The sequence below is a fragment of the Maridesulfovibrio pacificus (SeqCode) genome (assembly GCF_048612815.1).
Classification (GTDB): domain Bacteria; phylum Desulfobacterota; class Desulfovibrionia; order Desulfovibrionales; family Desulfovibrionaceae; genus Maridesulfovibrio; species Maridesulfovibrio pacificus.
This window is the reverse complement of the sequence record NZ_JBLZNE010000001.1, coordinates 3,604,687-3,617,660: the sequence shown is the minus strand read 5'-3', so window position 1 is coordinate 3,617,660 and position 12,974 is coordinate 3,604,687. Positions and strand designations below refer to the sequence as shown.

Annotated in this window: 15 protein-coding genes; 11 read left to right on the top strand and 4 right to left on the bottom strand. The window is 49.1% G+C overall.

Annotated elements, in window-relative coordinates; all coding sequences use genetic code 11:
* Nucleotides 1-27: 27 nt before the first annotated feature.
* On the top strand, nt 28-204 hold the full coding sequence (locus ACNI23_RS16760) for a hypothetical protein (RefSeq protein ID WP_012765866.1): 177 nt from the start codon (nt 28-30) through the stop codon (nt 202-204).
* A 107-nt stretch (nt 205-311) separates the two neighbouring features.
* Here the strand turns inward: ACNI23_RS16760 and ACNI23_RS16755 are convergent, their stop codons facing one another.
* Nucleotides 312-482, bottom strand: a complete 171-nt coding sequence (locus tag ACNI23_RS16755) for a hypothetical protein (protein ID WP_420250418.1) — start codon at nt 480-482, stop codon at nt 312-314.
* Between the two features lie 161 nt (nt 483-643).
* On the opposite strand from ACNI23_RS16755, the gene ACNI23_RS16750 reads away from it, so the two are divergent.
* From ACNI23_RS16750 to cbiD, 5 genes are all read left to right on the top strand, one after another.
* Entirely contained in the window at nt 644-1,384 is a 741-nt protein-coding gene (locus ACNI23_RS16750; protein ID WP_420250416.1) for an RNA methyltransferase, read from the top strand.
* 83 nt (nt 1,385-1,467) lie between these two features.
* Complete coding sequence (locus tag ACNI23_RS16745) at nt 1,468-2,211, top strand: tetratricopeptide repeat protein (protein WP_420250414.1); 744 nt, start codon at nt 1,468-1,470, stop codon at nt 2,209-2,211.
* 27 nt (nt 2,212-2,238) lie between these two features.
* Nucleotides 2,239-3,615, top strand: coding sequence for a cobyrinic acid a,c-diamide synthase CobB (locus ACNI23_RS16740; protein WP_420250412.1), 1,377 nt, complete (start codon nt 2,239-2,241; stop codon nt 3,613-3,615).
* A 33-nt stretch (nt 3,616-3,648) separates the two neighbouring features.
* On the top strand, nt 3,649-4,818 hold the full coding sequence (gene dinB / locus ACNI23_RS16735; RefSeq protein WP_420250411.1) for a DNA polymerase IV: 1,170 nt from the start codon (nt 3,649-3,651) through the stop codon (nt 4,816-4,818).
* Nucleotides 4,811-5,902 (top strand): cobalt-precorrin-5B (C(1))-methyltransferase CbiD, encoded by a 1,092-nt coding sequence (cbiD, locus tag ACNI23_RS16730; RefSeq protein ID WP_420250410.1) that lies wholly within the window; start codon nt 4,811-4,813, stop codon nt 5,900-5,902. The genes dinB and cbiD overlap by 8 nt, the downstream gene beginning before the upstream one ends.
* Here the strand turns inward: cbiD and ACNI23_RS16725 are convergent.
* Nucleotides 5,899-6,171, bottom strand: coding sequence for a hypothetical protein (locus ACNI23_RS16725; RefSeq protein ID WP_420250408.1), 273 nt, complete (start codon nt 6,169-6,171; stop codon nt 5,899-5,901). The genes cbiD and ACNI23_RS16725 overlap by 4 nt on opposite strands.
* Before the next feature lie 143 nt (nt 6,172-6,314).
* On the opposite strand from ACNI23_RS16725, the gene cbiE reads away from it, so the two are divergent.
* From cbiE to ACNI23_RS16700, 5 genes are all read left to right on the top strand, one after another.
* Nucleotides 6,315-7,538, top strand: a complete 1,224-nt coding sequence (gene cbiE / locus ACNI23_RS16720; RefSeq protein WP_420250406.1) for a precorrin-6y C5,15-methyltransferase (decarboxylating) subunit CbiE — start codon at nt 6,315-6,317, stop codon at nt 7,536-7,538.
* Nucleotides 7,539-8,300: a precorrin-4 C(11)-methyltransferase gene (gene cobM / locus ACNI23_RS16715; protein ID WP_420250404.1), complete on the top strand. Its 762-nt coding sequence runs from the start codon at nt 7,539-7,541 to the stop codon at nt 8,298-8,300.
* A gap of 77 nt (nt 8,301-8,377) precedes the next feature.
* Nucleotides 8,378-10,045 carry a sensor domain-containing diguanylate cyclase gene (locus ACNI23_RS16710; protein WP_420250402.1) on the top strand — a complete coding sequence of 556 codons (1,668 nt, stop codon included), beginning with the start codon at nt 8,378-8,380 and terminating at the stop codon, nt 10,043-10,045.
* Nucleotides 10,045-10,440 (top strand): secondary thiamine-phosphate synthase enzyme YjbQ, encoded by a 396-nt coding sequence (locus tag ACNI23_RS16705; protein ID WP_420250400.1) that lies wholly within the window; start codon nt 10,045-10,047, stop codon nt 10,438-10,440. The genes ACNI23_RS16710 and ACNI23_RS16705 overlap by 1 nt, the downstream gene beginning before the upstream one ends.
* Before the next feature lie 117 nt (nt 10,441-10,557).
* Nucleotides 10,558-11,346, top strand: coding sequence for a GGDEF domain-containing protein (locus tag ACNI23_RS16700; protein WP_420250398.1), 789 nt, complete (start codon nt 10,558-10,560; stop codon nt 11,344-11,346).
* Here ACNI23_RS16700 and ACNI23_RS16695 read toward each other — a convergent pair.
* Nucleotides 11,343-12,044, bottom strand: coding sequence for a hypothetical protein (locus ACNI23_RS16695; protein WP_420250397.1), 702 nt, complete (start codon nt 12,042-12,044; stop codon nt 11,343-11,345). The two genes, ACNI23_RS16700 and ACNI23_RS16695, sit on opposite strands and share 4 nt — an antisense overlap.
* Nucleotides 12,037-12,954 carry a mechanosensitive ion channel family protein gene (locus ACNI23_RS16690; RefSeq protein ID WP_420250395.1) on the bottom strand — a complete coding sequence of 306 codons (918 nt, stop codon included), beginning with the start codon at nt 12,952-12,954 and terminating at the stop codon, nt 12,037-12,039. The genes ACNI23_RS16695 and ACNI23_RS16690 overlap by 8 nt, the downstream gene beginning before the upstream one ends.
* Nucleotides 12,955-12,974: the final 20 nt, after the last annotated feature.

The window sequence follows — 12,974 nt, the reverse complement described above, 5'->3', positions numbered from 1 at the left end:
AAAGCGAATTAAATAGCGGAGTATGAAATGGCAGACGTTATAAAAGAAGCAGCTCGTATGAGACGGCAATACGGTTGGAAAACATACCTTATAAAATTCAAAGATTACTATTCTTACACCTTTGACCCCAGCCTTTTCCCAGATTTCGAATTGCTTGGTGAAGTAGGAGCCGACGGAGCGATTATCCCCTCCTCCAAGGCATAGACAACCATGCGTACTCTCCCAAGGTTGTGACACCCTTGCTCTAAGCTTACTTCACCCTCCCGGCTTCGTACTTCTCCCCGTCGACGAAGCCGGGACTATCTTTAAGCTTAATCTTCTGCACACTCTTCAGAAAGAGTATCACCTATCCTTTCAAAAACTTCCCTCAAATCATCCGGAATAGCTTTCCCCCCGCTGAGAAGCTCCTGTACTTCATCAGGGGAAAGCCCCACAGAATCAGCAATAGCCTGTATTTTTTCCGATAGTTCAGTATTACTCATACATATTATTTTACACTCCCCGCGGGCAGTTTGCAAAAAGTGATTTTGCTTCAAAACCGAAACTGGACATCATAAGAAGATGGCTCTATGAAAGCTGTTTGCCTGCCTCATGAAAGGGATTACCCGCTCTTGCAGGCTAAATAACTTTTCCCGGAGCTAACATGCTGGACAACTTAAGCATTGTACTTTTCGGTACTAAATTTCCTGAGAACGTCGGGTCATCTGCCAGAGCAATGACCAATATGGGCTGTGAAAACCTGACCCTGGTGCGCCCTGCATCGTGGAATATGGAGAAAGCAATGCCTCTGGCAACAGTCAAAGGCCGTGATATTGTTGAAAAAGCACTTATTGCTGATGAACTTTCCGAAGCCCTGAAAGACCAGACCCGGGTTTATGGTACAACTGCCCGCACCGGAGGCTGGCGCAAAGGCGTTATGACACCATCCTCCGCAGCTCCGTTAATCGTGGAACAGCTCAGAGCCGGAGAAAAAGTCGCCGTAGTTTTTGGACCGGAAGACAGAGGGCTGACCAATGATGAAACCCAGCTCTGCTCAAGACTGATTAACATTCCCACCAGCCATGAAAACAGCTCTCTGAACCTCTCGCAGGCTGTACTCATTATATTATACGAATGCTTTAAAAATGCTCTGGACAAGCCCTTCACCCCGGCAGGGCCTCCGGAAGAACGTCCTACCTCATTTGAGGAACAGGAAATTCTGGCTTCCAATCTGCAGGAAACCCTGCTTGCTATCGACTTCCTGAAAGCGGACAACCCGGATTACTGGATGATGCCGGTAAGACGCTTCATGTCCAAAATCGACATCAAACGCAACGAATTCAACCTGCTCATGGGAATATGCCGCCAGATCAAATGGATAGCCGGACAGGCAGGCAAAAAATAATACGGAAATAAACCAAGCCTCTTCTCAATTTTAGTAAAGAACGTTACAGTAAAGAAAAGAATTAAGATTTGCGGAGCTTGTAAATGTCTGAAAATAATAAAATTCAAGATCTAAGCGGAGTTTTCTCACGCCAGAGAATCGCAAAGGTCGGAACCGGAACCACCACTCGCCGCGTAGCGCAGATCGGTTACTATTTTGTTGAGCAGATGGCTGAAGACCTGTTTCAGGTCCGCCCTTTGAACAGTAATTTTGTCCCAACCGGAGACCCGGAAGGGATTGACCGGGATGCTCTCCTGAAAGACTATACTCCTGAACCTGAAATGTATCACAAGCAGGTTCTGCCCAATATGAAGGAATTGCAGAAAACCCTCGCCCGTGCGGATAGATACCGCCAGCAGGGCAACTCCTTCAGCGCTGAAATGGAATACACCAACGCCATTAAAGTGGATGAAATGAACGTGCGCGGTAACTTCGGGGTCGGACTATGTCTTATGCAGAGAGGGGAAACCGAACGGGCTAACGATGTTTTTGCCAGACTTGTTTCCATGGATGCGCCCTTTGCCCCCGAGCACAAGCATATGTTCAATGATTTCGGAATCAACCTCCGCAAATCAAAAATGATCCCCCAGGCTATTGAGTACTACTCAAAAGCTATCGCCCTCAGCCCGGAAGACGAACACCTGCGTTACAACCTTGCCCGGGCCTACTTTGAAGATGAGCAATACGACAAAGTACGTGAAGAACTGAGCAAATGTCTGGAGCTTAATCCTGATTTTGCTGAAGGTAAAAAGTTTGTCGCTTATCTGGATAAAAATAAGCTGGGCTGATCAGAAAAAAAACATTATACAGTTCCAATGAACTCCATCAAAGGCTTCATTGTAGCAGGAACACACAGCGGTTGCGGTAAGACCTCGGTAACACTGGGGCTTATGGCTGCTTTCGCGCGTCGTGGCATCAAAGTCCAGCCCTTCAAAACCGGACCGGACTTTATTGATCCCGGACACCATACCCGTGCCGCAGGCAGAACCTGCCACAACCTTGACGGATGGATGCTTTCCGGCAAGACCCTGCGTGACATATTCTCCCGCTACTCACAGGATGCCGATGCCTGCATCGTTGAGGGAGTCATGGGCCTTTACGACGGCTATTCCGCGCTGGACGAAACCGGCTCCACCGCACATCTTTCCAAAGAACTGAACCTGCCGGTCATCCTCGTTGTGGATGCAGGTTCCATGGCCCGTTCCGCCGCTGCACTGGTGCAGGGATTCTGCAATTTCGACCCGGAGACCCCTGTGGCCGGAGTGATCTGCAACCGTGTGGGCAGCAGTAATCATGCCCAGATTCTGAGCGAAGCCATTTCCCTCACTGATGTTCCGCTTATAGGCTGCCTGCCCCGCCGGGCAGAAATATCCACCCCTTCACGCCATTTGGGACTTGTGACCCCGGAACACCTTGAAGATCTGGAATTCAAGTACAACGCGCTTGCCGACTGGGTGGAGGAGAATCTTGATCTTGAGCAGATTATAGAAGCCCTGCCTGATATTCCCGTACAACCCCGCTTTGATGAAGTGCCTATGATCCCGCGCACAAGAATCGGTATTGCACAGGATAGTGCCTTTTCATTTTACTATGAGGAAAACCTGCGCTTGATGCGTGAGGCCGGGGCGGAACTGGTTCCCTTTTCTCCCATAGAAGACAAAGCCCTGCCCGAAGGCATTTCGGGAATCTATTTCGGTGGCGGCTATCCTGAACTCGCGGCTTTTGATCTGGCCCAGAACACTAAATTACGCAGGAGCATCGCTGAATTTTCAACAGCAGGACACCCTGTCTATGCTGAGTGTGGTGGATTCATGTACCTCATGGAATCCATATGCCACGATGACCGGGTATTCCCCATGTGCGGCATATTCCCCTTCCGCAGTGCAATGCAATCCCGTATCCAATCCCTTGGATACCGGGAAGTAGAACTCTCTCAAGACACAATCCTCGGCCCAGCCGGGACAAAAGTCAGGGGACACGAATTTCACTACTCCGCTTTGGAAGAAATGCCTGAAAATCCTCCAAAAGCCTATCAGGTAACCTGCAAGAAAAACATTGCCACCAGCGAAGGATTCATTGCCAACGACAATACACTTGGCAGTTATATCCACCTTCATTTTGCCAGCAATCCGCAGGTAGCAGTAAACTTTGTTGAATCCTGCGCTGCATATTCCAGCGCGGAAGATATTTAAGCAACCTGCATTTACTCTGGAACGGGTATACCTATGCAGAAATACATCATGCACATAGACATGGACGCCTTTTTCGCGTCCGTTGAACAGCTGGATAATCCTGAATTGCGTGGAAAACCCGTTGGGGTCGGCTCCCTGCATGAACGCTCTGTCCTCAGTGCGGCTTCCTACGAAGCCCGCAAATTCGGAGTGCGCTCGGCAATGCCTGTGCGTCAGGCTTTAAAACTCTGCCCGCAGTTGCAGGTAGTCTCAGGCAGCAGACACCGCTACAAAGAAATTTCACACAAGGTTATGGAGGTACTCTCCAACTACTCCCCGGTTGTGGAGCAGGCCTCCATTGATGAAGCATACATCGACATAACCGGAACCGAAAAACTCTTCGGCACCCCGCTCCAAATTGCCCAGTCCATCAAAGCGGACATTCGCAAAGCCACCGGACTGACCGCATCAGTTGGTATTGCCCCGGTAAAATTTCTGGCTAAGATTGCTTCCGATCTCAATAAGCCGGACGGGATTTCCATTATTACAGCAGAACAGGTACAGGATTTTCTAAAAACCCTTCCGGTGGAAAAAATCCCCGGAGTGGGCAAAAAAGCCCTGCCCCGCCTACGCTCCTACGGCATCACCTACGCAGCAGACCTGCGCCGCTATCCCCCTGAGTTCTGGAAAGAAAGGTTCGGGGAACGGGGCCCAGTCCTCTATGATAAAGGTGCGGGCATCGATCCCACTCCGGTGACCGAGGGGGGGGCGATGAAATCCTCCAGCGCGGAAAACACATTCGGTGAAGATGTTTCCGATATTCACACTTTGAAAACCCTGCTGCTCAGGCAATCCGAACGCATAGCCGCAGACATCAGGAAACACGGAGTCAAAGGAAGAACCGTAACCCTTAAGATCAAATTTCCCGACTTCCGCCAGATCACCCGCAGCCGTACATTAGATTCCCGGACCTCCCATGCCGGAATAATATACAAAACAGCTTGTTCGTTGCTCGATGCGGAACTCCCCATCGGCCCGATCCGTTTAATCGGCGTCGGCATTTCAAACTTCGAAGAACGCAACAGGCAGCTTTCCCTGCTTGATGATCCGGAAAAACCGAAAGAGAACAAAAAACTCGAACAGCTGGACAAGGCTGTAGATCAGGTCCGCCTCAAATTCGGCAAGGATATCCTGACCCGGGGAAGGTTACTTGAAGATGAGTAAGCAGCTCCGAGAAGGATACACCACCGGATCATCCGCCACAGCAGCGGCAATGGCTGCCATTCGAGTCTTATTTAATGGAAGTATCCCAACAAAAATAGAAATCCCCCTTCCGGTTAAAGGCACTTTAAACGTTCCGGTGGAGCGGGCACTAAAAGAAGGGAATCATGTACGCGGAGTTGTCATCAAGGATGGCGGGGACGATCCAGATGCCACCCACGGGCACGAAATCCATGCACTGGTAAAGATAGACGAAGCTGAATCACTGCGGGTTGAAGTGAATGGCGGAAAAGGCGTTGGGAGGGTGACCCTACCGGGACTGCCCTTATCCGTGGGAGAAGCAGCCATCAATCCAGTGCCCCGTAAGCAGATTATTGCCGGAGCACTGCAAGAGCTCAGTCAGATTGCACCGGATTTCAACGGACGGCTCACCATTATTATTGAAGTTCCGCAGGGCGAGGAAATTGCCAAGGAAACCATGAACTCACGGCTGGGAATTCTAGGCGGAATATCCATACTGGGAACCCAGGGAATTGTCCGCCCATACAGCCACGCCTCATGGAAAGCCTCAATCGCCCAGTCCCTGAATGTGGCCCGAGCTGCGGGGCTGGATGAAATTGTATTCACCACCGGACGGCGCAGTGAACAACTATTTCTGGCCCAATTTCCTGAAACCCCGCAGATAAGTATGGTGCAGGCTGCGGATTTCTTTAAATTTTCAATGCAGCAGGCCAAACTAAAAGGCATGCGAACTGTGCGCTGGTCCATTTTCATCGGCAAGCTGGTCAAACACGCCATGGGCTTTCCCTACACCCACGCCAAGGACTGGGCCATTGACTTTAACCTGCTGGCGGACTGGTGCGCTGAACTGGGTATGGCTGAATATCTGACAAAAAGAATCCGGGCCGCGATAACGGCCCGGCATGTATATGAAATGGTCCCCGAAGATTCACGCACGGCTTTCATCCGCATGCTGGTCCGTAAAGCACACGGGAATGCCCGCGCTTTCAGCGGGAACTCGGAGGTAGCAGTGGAGTACTTCCTCTTTGATTTTGATGGCCAAATGGTCTACTACCCCGGCCATTAGAAAAAATCTTCTTCATCGTGATCTTCCAGAGAGTAAAGTACGTAAACACCGGCAGCACCGGCCAATAGGGCCACTACATAAAAAGGAATGCAACGATTCTCCGTACCGGCTGTGTAATTATTTACCTCGTACTCGATGTGCATGTTGCCCATAATGTCATTTACATCGGACATGGTTTTCCCGGCCAGCATGGGAGCAGTCAGGGAAAATCCGTAGAAAGCAGTAATAATTGAACCGACCAGAAGAGCTATGGCAATTAACTTTTTCATACCTCATCACCTCCGCAAAAAAGAGTGGAAGGGGTCAATTCCACAATAACAGATTCTCTTTTTTTTGGTAACTAATATTGAAATAAAATTAAATTCTTAAATCTTCCTTTAATATCCAGCCAATACATTGTATGAAACATGACATGAAACATCCCTTGCAGATAATCGGCCTGCATCCGGGCAGCCTGAAGCCGACAAAAGATGCTGCGGCAACCATTTCCGAAGCTGATGTGCTCAGTGGCGGAAAACGCTTGCTGGAATCTTTTCCAGAATTCAACGGCCCCAAAGTTCCCTTTGCTTCTCCTGTAAAAGAATATGCCGAAACTCTTAAGCAACTGCTGCAAGAAGGTAAGAAGGTGGTTCTGCTGGCAGATGGTGACCCTTTGCTTTTCGGCATTGCCGCTTCCCTTATCCCCTTGCTGGGCAAGGAGAATGTTGCCGTCAGCCCTGCGGTTTCAGCTATTCAAATCGGTTCAGCGCGGCTGGCTCATAGCTGGAAAGACTTTGAAATTATTTCCCTGCACGGCCGTGATGATTACTCGCCGCTATTCGGAGCTATGCAACGCAACAGGGATTGCGCTGTTTACACAGACACAACAAACACTCCGCAAGCCATTGCCCAACGACTTGTCGAAAAAGGTGTGGATAATTATTCCATGACCGTACTGGCCCAGTTGGAAACACCTGACGAACAGGTGGTTCAGGGCGAGCCGGAGTCTTTTTTAAATTTCACATGCCCGGACCTGAATATTGTCATCCTCACTGCGAAAAACAAAGAACGCAGAACCCCGCTCTTCGGGCGTGATGACGATTCATTCACACGGGAAAAAGGCTTAATCACCAAACTTCCCGTCCGTTCCACAGGTATAGCCCTGCTGGGTCTCAGAGAGGGACAGACCGTATGGGACCTCGGCGCAGGCTGTGGCTCTGTTGCCATTGAAGCTTCCTTTATCGGTGCTGACTCCCGTTTTTTCGCCGTAGAAAAAAAGGCCGAGCGGATTGCAATGATCAAGGAGAACATCAAAAATTTCCGGGCCTGGACTGTTGAACCTGTCTGCGGCGAAATGCCGCAGGCCCTAGCAGATCTTGCCGATCCGGACCGGATTTTCATGGGCGGGGGCATCGGACGCGGAGATTCGGTTATCCGCGAAGCGGCCGAACGCCTTAAACCGGGCGGCAGGCTGGTGGTCCACGCCATACTCATGGGCAGCATCCAGCGCACCCGTGACCTTTTTGAAAAACTGGGCTGGGACTGGCATTCCATGCAGATTCAAGCCTCAACATCAGACAAACTCGCCGGGGATATCCGCTACAAAGCGCACAATCCGGTAACCATACTCTGGGCCGACAAGCCCGAAGGACAATAAATGGGTAAAGTATATTTCATCGGTGCCGGACCGGGAGACCCTGAACTGATCACCGTAAAGGGACAGCGCATTATCCGCGAGGCCGGACTGGTCCTCTATGCCGGATCACTGGTCCCCGAGGCTGTAATAGCCGAAGCACGAGAAGATGCACGCATTGAAAATTCCGCTTCCATGTCTTTGGAAGAAACCGACCGCATCATGCAGGAGCATGCCTCCAAAGGTGAAATAGTAGCCCGTGTCCATACCGGAGACCCCGCTCTTTACGGAGCTGTGCAGGAGCAGGCCCGTTTACTGCGGGAAGCAGGCATTGAATATGAAGTCATTCCCGGTGTAACTTCAGCCTGCGCAGCCGCAGCAGCCTCCAGCGCATCGTTCACAGTTCCCGGTGGAACCCAGACCCTGATCCTGACCCGCATGGCCGGACGAACCCCTGTTCCGGAATCTGAATCCCTGCAAAAACTGGCTGAACATAATTCCGCTATGGCTATCTATCTTTCAGCAGGAAACCCCATGGGTATTCAAGAACAGCTTCTTGCCGGAGGCATGGAGCCTTCCACTCCGGTAATCCTCGGCTACCGTATCGGCTGGCCTGAAGAAAAATCAGTGCCGACCACACTTGAAAAGCTGGCCGAAACAGCAGAACAGAACAATTTCACCCGGCAGACCATTTTTCTGATCCTGCCCGGAAAAGACAGTGACAGCGAATCCCTGCTCTACGATTCCGGTTTCTGTCACATGTTCCGCAAAGAAAGCAATTCATAACAATAAAAAAATAGCACTCCTGCATTGTTGATGGTAATATATTTCTTTCTAAAATAACCAATGCAGGAGTGCTATTAATGCCTTTACGCTTCTTCCCCGCAACTATCAGCAGCAGAATCAAATGGTATTCAATTATCATGGTGGGAGTGCCTTTACTCTTCATGACCATCATGCTCATATTTTTCATTAAGTCAGCCGTATTTAAAGCTGCCAGACAAGAGCTGGAAGAACAGGTCACTTCGCATAAAATAGTTATTGATGAATGGTTCAAGGAACGAAGCTCTGATGTAAAATTTCTAGCTGAAAGCAAAAGTCTGCGCAGCGGCGATCTAAATCAGATAACCCCATTACTTAACCTTTACGATGATACACATGATGACATCAGCGAAGTTATCTGGGTAGGACCTGACGGTACGACCAGAAGCCACGAATCCATTCATTCCCCAATCACCATCGGCATCCGTGACCACGAATATTTCACCAGATGTCAGGCCGACCCAACACTTGTCCCAAAAGTTATTATCGGCAAGTCTTTCGATAACCCGATAATCCTTTTTTCACATCCTGTTACGTTGCAGAACGGTTCTTTCGGCGGGGTAGTATTCCTTGCCGCAAGGCTGACAGCTATTAACAAGCTGATGAAAAAACTCTGGTTTGGAAACACAGGGGAAACATATATTGTCAACCGTGAAGGATACATGCTCACCGAGTCACGCTTCCTTGATCAACTCAAGTCTGCCGGACGGGTCAAAGACACTGCCATCATGGTAATCAAATCCAATATCCAAAGCCTTGAATCGGTACTGGTAGGAACTCAACCGGAAGGAGCTTATCTCGACTACAGAGGCACGGAGGTCCTTGGCGCAAGCCAATGGGTCAAGGCCGGACGTTGGCTCATAGTTTCAGAAATTGACTACAGGGAAGTCATGGAATCCATATATTCCTTCCTGTGGGCAGCCGTTAGCGGGGCATTCCTGACACTGCTGATCATAACACCATTTTCCATTAAGCTGATTCAGTCCATAAGCATTCCTCTCAAACGTTTAAGCGCGGTCGCCCGACAAATGACCAAAGGAAAATTTGATTGTAAATGTACAGGAACCGGGGTTTCTCACCCGCCTGAAGAAATAACTCAGCTTATAGATGGCTTCTGTGCCATGCAGGGAAAAGTTGAGAGCACGGTACAGGAACTGCAAAAATCAGCGGTAACCGACCAGCTGACCCGACTGCACAATCGGCGATACCTGATGAAAGAAGGGGCAAGACAGGTGGATATTGCCATTCGTGCCGGACAGCCCTGCTCGCTTATGATTATGGATATTGACCATTTTAAAGTTATCAACGACACTTACGGACATACAGTTGGAGACGTAGTACTCCAACAAATGAGCTCGGCTTTTCAGGAAGTCATACGCTCGTCAGACATTATTGCCCGCTATGGCGGAGAAGAATTTGTTGTTGTGGCACCTGGCTCCGACATTAATTCAGGCAGGATACTCGCCGAAAGATTACGATATGGCATAGAAGCCCGCACATTCAATAACGACGCGCAACCTCTGACCTGTACAATTTCCATCGGAGTGGCCCATTACGCAACTGATATCAAATTCGGGGTCGATGCATACGAAGACATGCTCGCCCGCGCCGACAACGCCCTCTACAAGGCCAAGGATACCGGGCGCAACAGGGTATGCATAGCAGAGCCGCATAATAACCTTACAGATTCAGCAAAAGGAGATAATTAGTGGAAACTTTGCAAATCAGGACAAACAGCCGTGAAGAGATGATCGACATCACCGAGTCTGTGCGCAAAATGGTCAAAGACAAAGGCTGGCAATCCGGCGCTCTGCTGCTCTACTGCCCTCACACCACCGGAGCGATTACGGTTAACGAAGGAGCCGACCCGGACGTGGTCCGCGACATAACCGTAAACATGCGCAAACTGGTTCCCTACCGCGGAGATTACCAGCATATGGAAGGCAATTCAGATGCCCACATCAAAACCAGCATGTTCGGCCCGGATCAGATGCTGATCATCGAAGACGGAGAAGTCATGCTCGGTACATGGCAGCGCATATTTTTCTGTGAATTTGACGGCCCCAGAAGCAGAAAGCTTTGGGCTCAATTTATGGGCAGTTAATCAGATTTAGATCGAAAAGCTAATAATTTTGTTGCTCTTTTTCTCTTCTTGCGCCACATTCCCTTAGAAGACGTATACTCAAAATAACAAACCCTCTAGTCGTGCGCAGGATTCCCGATGAGCTCTGAGAAAAAGGCCCCTAAAAGCAGCATACAACCCCAAAAGCATTTCATCCGCAGACTTTTCTGTTTCACTGCACTGTCAATAATCAGCATACTGACAGTTGTTCTTATAGGTCTGTATACGGACGTGTCTCAGGTCTGGACAACTGCTTCCATTGCCCTGCTGGGTGTATTTCTGTCCGCACTGCTGGTTGTCTTTTTGGAAATAAAAATTTCAAAACTTATCTCTGGCTACGAAACCCGCATAAACGAACTGGAAAACCTATCCAGCGTGGATAAACTAACCGGACTGGCGAACAGGCTGAGACTTAATGAAATTTTTAACTACGAGATAGGTAAAGCCCAGCGTCATGGCAATTCCTTTTCCATTCTGCTGCTCGATCTGGATAGATTCAAGAATATCAATGACAACTTCGGAAATGACGTTGGAGACAAGGTTCTTCAGGAAACAGCAAAACTGCTGAAAAACAACCTGCGTAAAACAGACACTATCGGTCGCTGGAGCGGGGAGGAATTCCTGATCATAGCCCCTGAAATCGGGCATCAAAATGCTATGTTGCTGGCAGACAAAATAAGGAAGATTATTGCCGGAAACTACTATGAATCAGTGGGAACAGTCACCTGTTCCATAGGAATCAGCTCTTTCCATGATGAAGACAGCAAAGAAAGCATGACCGAACGGGCAGACCGCGCCTTGGACATGGCAAAAGATGCAGGACGCAACCGGGTCGTATACGGCAGCTCTACTCATGATCAACAGCAACGAAACGAATGTCAGGCTTAATAAGCCGTCCTGCTTTTAAGACTCGCAAAAGCCAGAATCACACCCAGTACTCCGCCGAGTAAGGCTGCAAAAATAATGCGCGCATCAGGCGGGAGCATAAAAGTAAAGGTGTGGGCCGGAATCCAGAATATGGGTACGGTCTTTTTGAGAACAAAGCCCCACATGTTGTTCCAGTCGATACCGGCAAAACGCTCCGCAACATCCACAGGTGTAATCAAAGAGCGTATTTTACCCTGATGGACCTGAATATGGTCATCGTAAATCTTGTGCAGAATCATAAGCACCGGAGCGAATACGGTGTTGAGCATTACACTGGTGGTGAAAGCTATCAGCAAGCGGGCAAAGAAGCCGTCTTCTACGCTGATGTTCAAACCCAATGAAGTCACCACTGCCGGGGAACCGACAGCGAAGACCGTAAAGCTTGCTTTTAAGAACAAACCTATAAAGCCCCACATAACCGCTTTGGCTATGAGACCGAATCCGGGCCGCCAATAACGTCCATCCACAATACGCAGGGCCACGCATTCCCCGAAAGTGGCAAGGATTGCGAATTTAAAAAAGCTCAAAATATAGCCGTGCTCTTTGGTGTAGAGCTTGAAAGTCTCGATGGGGTGCGACTGACATGCAACCCAGACAATAATTCCCGCGACAACGGTTAAGACTGCAAGGTCTGATTTTTTCAGGGAAATTTTATTCATGGCTGGAGTTATCGCCCCAAACATTCTTCTTAGCAAGATTAATCTGCGACATATGGGTTGCAATTCCTCTCTCTTTAAAAGCCCGGATAAGTCTCATACAAATATCACTTTTCAGGTTCCAAGCCTCTGCCGGAGAATCCGCCCATGCAGCAATCCAGCAGACAACATTTTCCTTATCCATGCTCCGTATCCAGAATTGCGGGTCTTCCTGATCGTTGTGATGCTCACTTCGTGAGGCTACATCAACGGCAATTTCCCTGACCAGATCAATGTCTGTGTCGTACGATACTGAAAATTCCACGTAAGCCCAGAGCAAACTGTCGTTCAAGGTCAGGTTGCTGAACTCTTTATTCAACATCCTGCTGTTGGGAATGACGTAACGCTTCCAATCCCATATTTTAATCTTGGTGTGGGTGATGGAAATATCCTCAACATTCCCGTACTGACCGTCGATTATCAGAGTATCACCGACCCGTAACTGCTTGGAAAAGGAGATAACAATCCCGGAGATCATGTTCTCTACCAAAGGACGGGCGGCAATACCGACCACAGCTGTGGAAACAGCAACAATGATTGAAATCATGGTACTGGGAAGTTGGCCGACAAAAGGCAGCATCATTGCCAGCGACCAGACCACTCCGAGAAAGATGATAAGTGTACGGCGGATGACGGTGAAGCGGGTCTTAACCCCCTTAACCATATCCCTGCGTTCCTGACGTTCTTCCTTGGCACTTAAAACATCAGTGGGGATAGCCGCAGTGGTTTCAGGGTCTTTCCTGATCAGATTTTCAATACGTTCTACACGGCTTTTTCTAAAACTTGTAACCCGGTAACTGATCCAGATATAAATAATAGTGGCAATTGCGGTAATACTGACAATATAAATATATGGGTCAATGTCGTTAAACATGACCCATTCCTTAGCCGCTA

What these genes read in the sequence shown, in the direction of transcription:
- ACNI23_RS16760 (WP_012765866.1), top strand. Translation starts at nt 28, where the DNA reads ATGGCAGACGTTATAAAAGAAGCAGCTCGTATGAGACGGCAATACGGT.
- ACNI23_RS16755 (WP_420250418.1), bottom strand. Translation starts at nt 482, where the DNA reads ATGAGTAATACTGAACTATCGGAAAAAATACAGGCTATTGCTGATTCT.
- ACNI23_RS16750 (WP_420250416.1), top strand. Translation starts at nt 644, where the DNA reads ATGCTGGACAACTTAAGCATTGTACTTTTCGGTACTAAATTTCCTGAG.
- ACNI23_RS16745 (WP_420250414.1), top strand. Translation starts at nt 1,468, where the DNA reads ATGTCTGAAAATAATAAAATTCAAGATCTAAGCGGAGTTTTCTCACGC.
- ACNI23_RS16740 (WP_420250412.1), top strand. Translation starts at nt 2,239, where the DNA reads ATGAACTCCATCAAAGGCTTCATTGTAGCAGGAACACACAGCGGTTGC.
- dinB (WP_420250411.1), top strand. Translation starts at nt 3,649, where the DNA reads ATGCAGAAATACATCATGCACATAGACATGGACGCCTTTTTCGCGTCC.
- cbiD (WP_420250410.1), top strand. Translation starts at nt 4,811, where the DNA reads ATGAGTAAGCAGCTCCGAGAAGGATACACCACCGGATCATCCGCCACA.
- ACNI23_RS16725 (WP_420250408.1), bottom strand. Translation starts at nt 6,171, where the DNA reads ATGAAAAAGTTAATTGCCATAGCTCTTCTGGTCGGTTCAATTATTACT.
- cbiE (WP_420250406.1), top strand. Translation starts at nt 6,315, where the DNA reads ATGAAACATCCCTTGCAGATAATCGGCCTGCATCCGGGCAGCCTGAAG.
- cobM (WP_420250404.1), top strand. Translation starts at nt 7,539, where the DNA reads ATGGGTAAAGTATATTTCATCGGTGCCGGACCGGGAGACCCTGAACTG.
- ACNI23_RS16710 (WP_420250402.1), top strand. Translation starts at nt 8,378, where the DNA reads ATGCCTTTACGCTTCTTCCCCGCAACTATCAGCAGCAGAATCAAATGG.
- ACNI23_RS16700 (WP_420250398.1), top strand. Translation starts at nt 10,558, where the DNA reads ATGAGCTCTGAGAAAAAGGCCCCTAAAAGCAGCATACAACCCCAAAAG.
- ACNI23_RS16695 (WP_420250397.1), bottom strand. Translation starts at nt 12,044, where the DNA reads ATGAATAAAATTTCCCTGAAAAAATCAGACCTTGCAGTCTTAACCGTT.
- ACNI23_RS16690 (WP_420250395.1), bottom strand. Translation starts at nt 12,954, where the DNA reads ATGTTTAACGACATTGACCCATATATTTATATTGTCAGTATTACCGCA.